At 46.2% G+C, this 12,043-nt stretch carries 5 protein-coding genes; 1 reads left to right on the top strand and 4 read right to left on the bottom strand.

Annotated elements, in window-relative coordinates:
• Positions 1–6: 6 nt before the first annotated feature.
• A complete protein-coding gene (locus tag BT112_RS13240) occupies positions 7–3,165 on the bottom strand; it encodes a SusC/RagA family TonB-linked outer membrane protein (protein WP_072317871.1) in 3,159 nt (1,052 codons plus the stop codon).
• 216 nt (positions 3,166–3,381) lie between these two features.
• Between BT112_RS13240 and BT112_RS13235 the strand changes: the two genes are divergently transcribed.
• Positions 3,382–7,488, top strand: a complete 4,107-nt coding sequence (locus tag BT112_RS13235; RefSeq protein WP_072317870.1) for a hybrid sensor histidine kinase/response regulator transcription factor — start codon at positions 3,382–3,384, stop codon at positions 7,486–7,488.
• 132 nt (positions 7,489–7,620) lie between these two features.
• Here BT112_RS13235 and BT112_RS13230 read toward each other — a convergent pair whose 3' ends face one another.
• Genes BT112_RS13230 through BT112_RS13220 form a run of 3 tightly spaced genes read right to left on the bottom strand, consistent with a single transcriptional unit; the run spans position 7,621 to position 12,028 of the window.
• Complete coding sequence (locus BT112_RS13230) at positions 7,621–8,589, bottom strand: family 43 glycosylhydrolase (protein ID WP_072317869.1); 969 nt, start codon at positions 8,587–8,589, stop codon at positions 7,621–7,623.
• Between the two features lie 43 nt (positions 8,590–8,632).
• Positions 8,633–9,766, bottom strand: coding sequence for an acyltransferase family protein (locus tag BT112_RS13225; RefSeq protein WP_072317868.1), 1,134 nt, complete (start codon positions 9,764–9,766; stop codon positions 8,633–8,635).
• 15 nt (positions 9,767–9,781) lie between these two features.
• Positions 9,782–12,028: an alpha-N-acetylglucosaminidase gene (locus BT112_RS13220; protein ID WP_217652396.1), complete on the bottom strand. Its 2,247-nt coding sequence runs from the start codon at positions 12,026–12,028 to the stop codon at positions 9,782–9,784.
• Positions 12,029–12,043: the final 15 nt, after the last annotated feature.

The raw sequence follows: 12,043 nt of genomic DNA, 5'->3' as shown, positions 1-12,043 counted from the left end.
TCTGTTTTAGAATGAAAAGTTAAAACCGACCAACACGGTCTTTTGCTGCGGATAAACCACGGCAGCTCTCGCTTCGATTTCCGGATCGATCCCGAATTTCTTTACGTTGTCAAAAGAGATCAGGTTAGACCCGTTGATATAGATCCGTGCCTTTTGCACATTTATTTTTTCGGTAATTACACTTGGTAATGTATATCCCAGTTCGAGGTTTCGCACCCTGAGGAAGCGTACATTGGTCAGCCAAAAGTCGCTGTTTCTCGCATTTGGGCCGGAATTTCCCTCGCGGATCGCAGGATAGCGTCCGGGTATCCACTCGCTGTCCGGGTCGTACGGATCGGCACGATGCCAGCGGTCCTCCAGCAGATAGGCCGGCGAATTACCCCCGCCATGAAAAGCATTCCGCAATTCGTAATCCTGAAACCAGGATTGCATGGCGCCTCCTGCAAGGTCTATATTCAGGTCTATACCTTTCCAGTTCAATCCTATATTTCCTCCGAACGATACCATAGGAGCCCATCCTGTAGGATATCCTATAGGCCGTTCGTCCATGCCGTTGATAACACCATCTCCGTTTACATCCTTGTATATGAAGTCTCCGGGAAGCAGGGTCCTGTTGTTCTGCCCGTCCATATCCACCGGGTAATTCCTGATCTCTTCTTCGTTCTGGAACCGTCCTACGACCTGGTATCCCCACCAGACACCTCCCCAGCGGTCTTCCGCCGAATTGCGGTATTCATCCAGGGAGTTCCCAAAACGGGGTTTATAACTGCTCAGGCTTTTGTAACGGGAATACGTAAAGTTTCCGCTGACGTTATAGTTGAGCTCCCCTATGGAACTCTGATAGCTGATCATTCCTTCTGCACCGTAATACCCGTTTTCGTTAAGGTTCTCATTAGGAAGAGAATATCCCACTTCACTCGGCAGAAGTACATCATAACGGGCCGCAGGTACTCCTGTCCGCTTGATCCTGAAAATATCTGTGGTCAGTTTCAGTTTACTGTCGAACATGGCCAGGTCCATACCGATATTGGACGTCGTATTCTTTACCCAGGATAAATTGGTTACCGGTAATCCCCGCGGCCTTAATCCGGCCGTAAAGTTTCCATTCAGTACGGCATTACCATCGTTCCATGTATATCCGCTCAAATATCCGAACATTCCGACACCCTCTTCTTTACCGGTCTGTCCCATAGAAGCCCGTAATTTCAAATCGCTGACAACGTTCTTTAAAGGTTCGAAAAACGATTCCTCCGAAATTCGCCATCCTACGGAAACTCCCGGAAAAAAGCCCCACCGGTGTCCCGGAGGGTAGAGATAAGACCCGTCATAACGCCCCAGTAATTCCAGTAGATATTTACTTTTGTAATTATAATTTATTCTCCCTATGTATCCGGCCCGGGCTTCGTAATCCCAACCATCCGAAAATGAATTGAGCTTATCAAACTCGAGCAATGGCAAATAATTATTGGAAGGATTGGTACCCAGCTGCAGGTAATCGCGTTCGTAATCCGACCGCTCATATGCGGCTGTTACAGCGAGTGAATGATCCCCGAAAGTTCTGGAATAATCCAGTTGAAACTGTGCAAACCTGGACACTACTTCCCTTTCGGTCTGGTATCGCCATCCGCTGTCTGATCCTCCGGTGCGATTATAGGTATCTTCAGCTTCGTTATAGGTATATACGTCATAGGTATACTGGAAACCATCGAATTTATTGTTGGTATAATTATAAGAAACGGTCCCTTTGGCTTTGAGTCCGAAATCAAAATCATAACTGGCGAACATGTTGATATTCAGGTTTCTTCCCAGGTTATCTTTATATCCTGCCACATCCCTGTGAAACAAGGCGGGGTTCCTGGAATAATCGCGCGTATGGTTTATATACTCCGGGTTATCGTTGGCATAAGGGCCTACGGTAGGGATATTACTGAGCATCCCGAGGATCGATGCAAAATATCCGTCACCTCCGGGCAGCCCGACATCTTTGGTTTTCTCCTCCCTTCCGCTGATCTGGGTTCCTACACTGAATCTCTCCGTGATATTGGATTCGAGATTCACCTGTATATTGGTCCTGTCATATGAAAAGTCCTTCATCAGAGCTTCCTGTTGTGTATTGGCCACGGAGATATAGTAATTCGTTTTTTCCGATCCGCCGGTGACGTTGGCGTTAATGTGATACTGAGGAACGTTCTTACGCATCACCAGATCGTAATAGTCATAGCCCTGGTATCCGGGTTCGGTTCCCGCCTGCCATTTGGCCAGTTCTTCCGGAGTATAGACACTATAAGGGTCCTGTCCGGCATTCTGCGCGGCCTCTACCCTGCCTCTCGTGTATTGCGCCGCATTGGCCAGCTTGGGAAAACGGGTAAGATTCTGCCACCCGTAGTAACCATTGATATTGATACGGACATCTTCATTCTTCCTCCCTTTTTTAGTGGTGACCAGGACTACCCCGCTCGATGCGCGTATTCCGTAAATGGCCGCCGAGGCATCCTTAAGGATGGTAATACTTTCGATATCCTCCAGGTTCAGGGAATTAAAAATATCATTACCGGATACATTCGAAGATTGCACCCAATCGTTACCTGTTTGGCCACCATAGGGAATCCCATCTATAACAAAAAGAGGATTTCCCATATTTCGGATCTCAATCGCTGCTCCACGGCCCGGTCTGGCATCTTTTGCCCTCACCGATATCCCGGCTACTTTTCCGGCAAGCGCTCCTGCAGTGGTTGTAGAGGATGATCTTACCAGGTTATCCGATTTGATAGTACTTACCGCCCCGGTAACTTCTCCCATTTTCTGTGTTCCGTAGCCTACTACGACCACTTCGTCCAGAGACTCCAGATCTTCCTGCATCGTTACTTCCGCAGCGAGACTACCGTCCAAAGCAATCTCCTGTTTTTTAAATCCTACAAATGAAAGTACGAGAACCGCAGTATCCGGATCCGTTACCTTGAGCACGAATTCTCCATCTATATTGGTCATCGTACCATTGACAGTTCCTTTTTCTACAACAGACGCTCCGGGAAGCGGCATTCCTTCGCTATCGATGACCCGGCCCTTTATTTCAGTTTCCTGAGCAAAAGCAACAGCACAGATCATCAGAAAAAAAAGAGCATAAAACCATTTTAATCTTCCCGATCTTAGTAATCTTTGATACATACTTTAGTAGTTTTGGTTAATTAATTTTGAAATTGATTGATCCGTTTCCGAAGAAAAACAGGTTGTTTCTTCATAACAGTATTACAATGTTCTAAATATTGTGTTAATAGAAGCGGGTACTATTTGTCAAAATATGGGGCACAGATTGTTCAGTATTGACAAAAAAGACATTTATTTAGTGTTTTTTAAAGATTTCATTAAATTTGAACATCTTATATGCGGATACTTGAAAACAAAATAATTGTATTTTTTACACTGATAAGTTTTTCCATCGCCGGCCAAGACGTCCGGCAAGGCGGTACTATTGATAAGGATCTGCATTTTCACCTGATCAATGTCAGCTCCGGATTATCTAACAATGTAATCAATGCTATTGCCCAGGATTCTCTCGGGTATCTCTGGATCGGTACGGAAGATGGCATGAACCGTTTTGACGGCACTAATTTCAAAGTCATTAAGAAAAACCTAAAAAAAAAAGGTGAAGGGCTTGCCAATAACTTCGTGCAGTCTTTGCTGCTTCGGGACGGAAACGAGCTTCTCATAGGCACGGACGGCGGATTAAACATTTATAATCTCCGACATGACAAGATGGCCCTTATCGATTATTCGGATGGTCTTCTGGACAACAGTATCAGCGGGCTTTATCTCACCGACAAAAAACAGGTAATTACAACAACCTATCGCGGGGGGATACAGTTTCTGGACGCCACAGGGCATTTTGCCCAGAAAAGCAGCCTCATTAACCGTGATATTTCTTCTAATGAAATATCCTCGATCAGTATGCAGGGAGATTCTGTCTTATGGTTGGGGACCTTCGGTTACGGGCTCAATAAAATCGACTTCCGGAACAAGGTAGTTACAAACACCCTGAACAAGGAGAACAGCTTTTTACCCTCATCGGCCATAAACAGCCTGTTTACAGACAGTGACCATAATGTATGGATCGGTACCCGGCATGGCATCGGCATCATTACGGCTGCGGGAGATTCTATAGTGCTGCGCAAAGCAAACCTGAGTACAAAAGGGCTCAGCGATGAGGATGTACTGTGCTTCAGGGAAGATAACAATAAACGTATGTGGATCGGCACCCGTAACGGAGGATTGAACATTCTGGATATGGAAGTATTGAAAGCCCCGGAGCATCCGATACAAAACACCTGGTTCCTTCCCGAAAACGACGGTACCAGTGTCTACAACAGGACGGTTTCTTCCATCTTCATGGACAGGAGTTATAAAATGTGGATCGGTACACCTACAGGGTTAAATTATGTGGACCCGAAAGGGGAGCCTGTACATATTATCCGACAAAACGAAACACTCCCCGAGAGCGTCAGTCACAATCGCATCGGTGCACTGGCCGGTACGGACACCGAAAATATATGGATAGGTACGGATGGAGGGGGCCTCGATCTCTTCGATCCGGTGACCCGGAAATATATCCATTACAAGCACCAGGACGATCATGCTTCCAGTCTCAGCAACAATTATGTCATTTCCGTATTGCAGGACAGCAAAAAACGGGTTTGGGCAGGAACGTACAGGGGCGGAATCAATCTGATGCTCCCGGGACGTAATGGATTTACACACTTTTTACAGGGCAAACCGGAAAACGGCAGCGATGTCCGGGTTCTTTTCGAAAGCAGTGATCATACCATCTGGGCCGGTACCAACCAGGGCGGTCTTTTCCGGTATGACGAAAGGCTTCGCGACTTCCGTTACATCGAATCCCTCCGCAGAATTGATATCCGCAATATAACCGAAGATCATACCGGAAGACTTTGGCTGGCAACCTTCGGTTCGGGAATTATAGCTCACGATCCCAATACGGATACTTCCGAATATTTCTATTCGGGAAACGTCGATAACCTGCCCAGCAATATCTTTTTCTGTATTCTCGTCCTTAATGAGGAAGAAATACTGGCGGGTTCGCGATATGGTGGTCTGGTGAGACTTAATACCAAAACAAAATCGCTGCTAAATATCACCGAAGCCGATGGATTGAGTAACAATTCGGTAACTGCTATAATCCGAGAAAACAACCATTATATCTGGTTATCGACATTCAACGGTATAAACAGGTATGATCTGCGTACCAACGAAGTGTTGAATATCTCCGCGCTGGACAATATCGATGAAGGCGGATTCAATGTCGGAGCTATCACACGCTCTCCGGGAGGTACGATCTATGTAGGCGGGAATAACGGTATTAATTATTTTAACCCCTCAGTATTTCCCGGGTTGGAACAGGAGTACCCGTTGTTTTTTGAGGAATTACGGATACTGAATAAAAAAGTTAATGTAACAGATCAAAAAAAGTCCATTCTCCGGCAGTCTCTTACTTTTCAGGATCACCTTACCCTAAACTACGACCAAAATACATTTTCTGTAGACTTCGTGGCATTGAAATACCCGGTATCGAGTAACATTACTTATTCGTATAAACTCAAAAACTATAACAATTTCTGGATTAACACCCGCGAACTCGGCACGGCCAACTTTACGGATGTCGCCCCCGGCGATTACGAATTACAGGTGAGGGTTAACCATCCGTATACGAGCAGGAAAGCCAAAAAACTGTATATCACCATAGTCCCCCCGTTCTGGAAAACCTGGCCTGCATATCTTTTATATATAGTAATAGCCGGTTTACTGATATGGATATCCATACGGTATTATACCGAACGGCTGAAACTGAAAAGCTCACTTGTACTGGAAAAAAGACAACGGCAACTGGAGAATGATCTCAACGAGGAAAGGCTCCGCTTTTTCACCGGTTTTTCGCACGAACTAAAGACACCCCTCACCCTGATCATGGCTCCGGTAGAACAACTGATCGAAAAAGTAAAACAAAAAGAACTGCTGGACCATCTGCATTTTATAAAACGAAATGCACAAACCCTCCATCATTCCATCAACCGGCTTCTCGAATTTCGCAAGACCGAAGAGGGATTGAGCCAGCTTACCATAGGTCAATACGACATGGGAGAAAAAATTGCTCAATGGACCGAAAATTATCGGCTGCTGGCCAAAGATAAAAACATCAGACTGTACATTTCCGTAAGCGACAAAAACGAACTCCTCCGATGTGATATAGAGAAGATCGAAGTGATCTTCAACAACCTTTTGTCTAATGCATTGAAACACGCCGTACGTAAAGGTATTGTAAACATTGCTATGTTTCGCGACAACCATATGCTCTGCATACAGGTGAGCAATACGGGATCCGGAATCAATGAGGAGGAAATCGATCATATCTTCAGTTGGTATTACAGGGCCGGAAACAGTGTCAGTAAAAGCGGGTCTGGTATAGGACTCGCACTTTCCAAAAGGTTTGCCGAACTCCATCACGGCCATATTTCCGTAAACAGTAAAAAGGACGGCATGACCCGTTTTACACTTTCCCTGCCAACGGACGTGCATTTCGAAAATTATTCCGAACTCCGTGCGGATACCCTCCCACAAAAGCCCTCCATGGGAGAGGTTTACGCGGAGCATACGGAGACTCCCGCAAAAGGGGAAAAGATCATACGTTCGTCCAAAGACCGCGATCTGATCCTGCTGATCGATGATAATCCGGAGATCCTTAAATTCCTGGACGGCCTGCTCAAATCTGAGTTCGATCTCATCCATGCTTTCGACGGCGACGAAGGAATTGTCAAGGCACTCCAATATATTCCCAACCTGATCATCTCGGATATCATGATGCCTGTCAAAGACGGTATAGACCTTTGCAGTACCCTGAAAAATCATATAGCTACAAGTCACATTCCGGTGATCCTGCTTACGGCCAAAAGTAATACCGAAAGTATGAACACCGGGTTCGAAGAAGGCGCGGACGCCTACATGACCAAACCCTTTAACCCCGTTATCCTGAAAATACGGATAAAGAACCTGTTGGCCAACCGGATAAAACTCCGTAATTTTTTTCTGAACCAAACCGGACAGGACCAGGTGCCGGCTGCAACGGGAAATCAATCCGGAATATTAAGACGGGAAAAGGATTTTCTGCTAAAGATGGAAGAACTTATTTTAAAACAATCGGAAAAAGAAGCAGTGAATACGGTAAGCCTGATCAGTGAAATCGGTATGAGCAGAACTTCGCTGTACAGAAAATTAAAGGCTCTGACGGGACTTAATATCAACGAATTTATCCGTGATGTAAAGCTTAAAAAAGCAGCCGACCTCATCCGCAATGAAAATTATTCCGTCAATGAAGCTTCTTATGAAGTAGGTTTTAACAGTGTGAAATACTTCCGTAAAATTTTCAAGGAAAAATACGGGATGACCCCGGTAGATTATCGGTCGCAACCTCCCCGATCCTGATACACGTCTGTCGGACACCGTATATAGCTATGACGACAGGCAGTTCTTTAAAAGAGCTGCCTGTTGTTATCTGCTGTATGTTTAGCCGGAAGCACATAACTTCCGTACTTAGGTCTCATTGGCCATTGGCTTTTACTGTCCCCTGGCGGGTTGTACTTCCAGTATTTCATTATCATTACCAAAATAAAGTTCATCCGCACAAATTTCCCGAAGCAGTTCTTTAGCGGAAGGATCGGCTATCCGGTGATATACGATATAATATTTACCTCCTTCTTCCAGCACAGAATGGTGCCCCGGACCATAGGTATCCGTACCGGGAATCGTATGCAGTACCGGGCTGTTCTTTCCTTCTTTAAAGGGCCCGTACGGATTATCTGAAGTCGCATATCGTACCTGGTATGTGCTGTCCGTGCATTTACCATCGGAATACATCAGGTAATACACTCCGTCTTTTTTTATCATATAGGGGGCCTCGAAATAATTTGCCGGAGTAATATCCTGGGGTTCGGACACCAGTTTTGTCATAGAGGTATTCATTTCGGCCACCAGGCAGTGCCCATTTTTCCAGTCGAACCCGGAACCCCAATACAAATAGGCTTTTCCGTCACTGTCCAGAAATGCTTCGGCATCTATAGTATGGATATTATCTTCTTTCTGGGTCCGTACAAACGGTGACTGATCGGCATTGACATTCTTCCACGGTCCTTCGGGGTGGTCGCTTATTCCCGCATATACTTCACTCCCTACCGAAACAAACATGTGAAACTTGCCGTCCTTTCCTTCTATCACGGAAGGGGCCCATACCATACTGTCATTGGAATCTTCGCTTTTACACTGTGCTTTGGTAGGCCAGTTTAGCGCTACTTTTTCCCAGTTCTCGAAATCCGTAGATTTGAAAAGGGCCAGGCTATCCCCACCCCAGGGATCTATGGTAGCGTATAGGTAAAAAGTACCGTTATGTTTGATCACCGAAGGATCGGCATAATATCCCTCGATAACCGGGTTACGTCCCGTAATGTTCAGTTTCCGTTCTGTACAGGAGGTCGTACAAAGCAAAAGAACTCCTATAATACCTGCAATGATCAATACTGTTTTTTTCATAATATACGGTCAACTAATTTTGATAAGCGACACCGGGATGCCCTTATATTTTAATATAAATATTCTTTTTATCCATCCACCACCCGAGGCTCCAGCATAGCAGCATATAGACCAGTGCCGTCATAAATGCCCCGAAAGAACCCGGAAACAGCAACTGAAAAACGTTTTCACTCACCCATTCGAAGGTATCCTGATGTTCATTGACCGGAATAAGTCTCAACGTGATGAAAAATATCTCGGAAAACAGGTAGATCACAAGCGGATTTTTTCCGAAGATATCGAAAAACCGGGTACCGGTACGGATATTTTTAAGTTCCACTACAAAAATCAGTACAGCGAGCACAGAAAGATCAAGCCCTACGGTCAGAAGCGCGAAAGGGCTTGTCCACAATTTTTTGGAAACCGGAAAAACAAGACCCCACCACTCGGCAAGGCAATACAGTCCGAAACCTGCAATAAGCAGCATAGCTATGGTTTCGAAAGTTTTTCCCTTTTTACGGATAAAAACTCCTGCGAGATATCCTCCGAGCACATTGACAATACTGGGCAGGGTACTCAGAATGCCCTCCGGATCAAAAGGTATAGCGTCTTTTTTATAGATGTGCCCCATACCCAATACGGACAAGTCGAACTTTGTAGCGGCATTTCTCGCCATTTCCAACTGATGCCCCGGATCGCCGAATGCATATAATAGCCCCCAATATCCCAGTAACAGGGTTACACATATCCACACGATGGTCTTTACCGAGCAATACCGCACGAGTACGGCCCCGAAAAAATAACACAGGGCTATACGCTGCAGTACGCCCATAACCCGGGTTTCCCCGAACGGTATCCACTCCGTATGACCATCGGAAATCCTCAAGAACGGGTACCAGTACATCAAAAAACCGAGCAAAAAGATAAGGAGTGTCCTTTTAACGACTTTCTTCCAGAAATCTACAGCTGCTGCTTCCCGGAACTTTCTCATGGAAAAGCTCATCGCATTTCCCGTAGCAAACAGAAAAGAGGGAAAAATCAGGTCGGCCAGGGTAAAGCCAAACCAATCGGCATGAACCAGGTAAGCATACATCTTTGCTCCTGTTCCCGGGGTGTTTACCAGGATCATCAGGGCTATGGTGAGTCCCCGGAAAACATCCAGGGACAGGAAACGTTCATTTTTGAGTACTCCTGTCATTCCGCTCTTATTTTTTTAGTAATTATAGATTATGGATGGCATTTTGTCTGCCATCGGAACTATACGGTCCCGATATTTTTTATGCAGTGCTTCTGCAATTTCGTAAGCATCTCCACGGGGTTCCAGCGGGTAGTCTTCTCTTTTGTTTACCCATTCCCACTCCCATGTTTTTATGTCCTCATCAAAAGCCTGCTGGTCAAAATCCTGCCATTGCGTTTTTACAACGGTAAAAAACTGTTTCCAGCGGGGCAGGTAAAAATCGGAGAACAGGCCGCTCCACTGTCTGCATGAATACTCGTGCAACGGGTTGTCGGGCCCTCCCCACAGGGTGATAAGATCTCTGGCATTACGTTCATAAACGGCCTTTTCTTCGGGTGTATTACCCCATTTCCGGGCATCGTCGATCCAGGGTCCCAGGAGAAAATCTTTCCGGGTCGCCAGAAGTTCGTCCATATCGGAAATGAGCTCGAGAAACTCTGAGCTATACTGCTCAAAGGCTTTTTTATCATTTTTACGATAGGCTTCGGCCACCTGCTGCTGCAAAGGCAGGGCATAATTGGCCAATACCTGCCGGGTGATATCCACGAGGTCATATCCGAAACCGTCCGAGTTTTTAAAACCGGAACCGGCTTCTATGAAAAGATCCCAAGCCGGGAGCAGGTCTTCCTGCCTGTAATTCAGTTTGGTTCTCGCCCATCGGCGATATCCTTCGAAAGTAGGTCTGGCGGAAATAATGGTCTCGGCGCCATCCCGTATCGTCTTTCCGTTATATACGGTACGAACCAAAATATCCCATGCCCTGAGCAAACGCTCGTCCTTTGTTCCGTAGCGATCGGCATTGTATTCTTCCAGCCAGGTATCCAGTGCGATCGGAGTATCTCTCCAGGTATGATCGGTCATCAGTTCGTACAGCAAGGGGTTCTGCTCTATCCCTTCCATAGTCAGCCCTATTCCTTTGAGATTACCGGAGGTACTGTCTTTCAATGCCACGGCGGGTTGTTCGGCCACGGTTTCTATCCGTCCGAAAAGGCTTATATTTCCTCCGAAGTTATGTAGCATATTCCATATCCACTGCTTGCCATAAAAGGCTTCGGTACGTTTCCAGACCGGTTCGATCTCGGCAGCGAGATCGAGAAGGATCATACGATCGTCCGGAACGGTACTCAACAGTCCTTTGATCTGCGGGGCTTTCCAGAAATCCCTGTGGCTGTAGAACAACCATCCCTGCATGACCCATACGGCTTCGGGATCAGCAGCTTTCATGCCTTCGAAGATCCGCGCACTAAGTTCGCCAAGGTATTCCGGATCGTCCGAAGGCGGTTCGTTCTCATTGAATGTATCGGCCGTGTATAAATGATCCGTTCCATAGATCTCGGCCTGCTTTTCGAGAAACGTTCTCCCGATCTCCTCAAAAAGCGGATCTTCGGCATCGAGGATATAGGTATCTTCGAAACCATTGCCCCAATTGGTCTTCTTCAGATTGGCTTCCGGAAAGAACTTCTTAAAGGAAGCCGGAACATGACCGGTAAATGCAGGAAGTACGGGTTTCATGCCCAATGCCCTTTCCCGCTCCAGTATTTTTTTCTGCAGATCGCGATGACTTTCTTTCCAGCTTTGCGGCAACGGTCCTCCCCAACCGTCCAGATTTCCCATCCAGAACCAGGAAAAATAGGCCGGGCCACTGAAAAATCCCTGTAGGTCCTCATCGGTAAAGCCGTAAGACTTATACACTTCGTCCCATACATATTCTTCCCCGGTAATAGCCAGAGGCATATTGATGCCGTGCAGCACCATCCAGTCTATTTCTTTCTCCCAGCGATCCCAGTCCCACCAGCTCATCGTATAGTTGAAGGTACAGTAGTTGAGATAGTAGCGGTAATCGTAAGGAGAATTTTTGCGTATTACCTTTCCCGTTCCGGGCAGAGTATCTGGCAATTCGAGCCGGGTACCGTTCCAGGTAATCTGGCTGTCGGTGTATTCCCTGAGATAATAATACAGAGCGGATGCTATCGCAACACCGTTATTCCCGCGAAGTACAATTTTACCGGATACCGATTCGATCTCAAAAACATGTGCCCCGGCATCTTTGAGTGGTTCTGTTTTAAAGTGTTCCGCATGGCCGGGGATAACCCTTTCGATCAGGGCCTTATAAGGTCCTTCTTCATTTTCGGTTGTTGCATGGTCCTTACAACTCCACAGCCCAAAGGATAGCATACCCCCAATGCACAACAGGTAATACAATTTCATATACTGATATTTCATCTTGAATATCCGGAA

This window comes from Sinomicrobium oceani, assembly GCF_900119185.1.
Taxonomy (GTDB): Bacteria; Bacteroidota; Bacteroidia; order Flavobacteriales; family Flavobacteriaceae; genus Sinomicrobium; species Sinomicrobium oceani.
This window is presented reverse-complemented; position numbering and strand designations above follow the sequence as displayed.

Excerpts from the sequence above, each read along its gene's own strand:
- BT112_RS13220 (WP_217652396.1), bottom strand. The coding sequence starts at position 12,028 with ATGAAATATCAGTATATGAAATTGTATTACCTGTTGTGCATTGGGGGT.
- BT112_RS13240 (WP_072317871.1), bottom strand. The coding sequence starts at position 3,165 with ATGTATCAAAGATTACTAAGATCGGGAAGATTAAAATGGTTTTATGCT.
- BT112_RS13230 (WP_072317869.1), bottom strand. The coding sequence starts at position 8,589 with ATGAAAAAAACAGTATTGATCATTGCAGGTATTATAGGAGTTCTTTTG.
- BT112_RS13235 (WP_072317870.1), top strand. The coding sequence starts at position 3,382 with ATGCGGATACTTGAAAACAAAATAATTGTATTTTTTACACTGATAAGT.
- BT112_RS13225 (WP_072317868.1), bottom strand. The coding sequence starts at position 9,766 with ATGACAGGAGTACTCAAAAATGAACGTTTCCTGTCCCTGGATGTTTTC.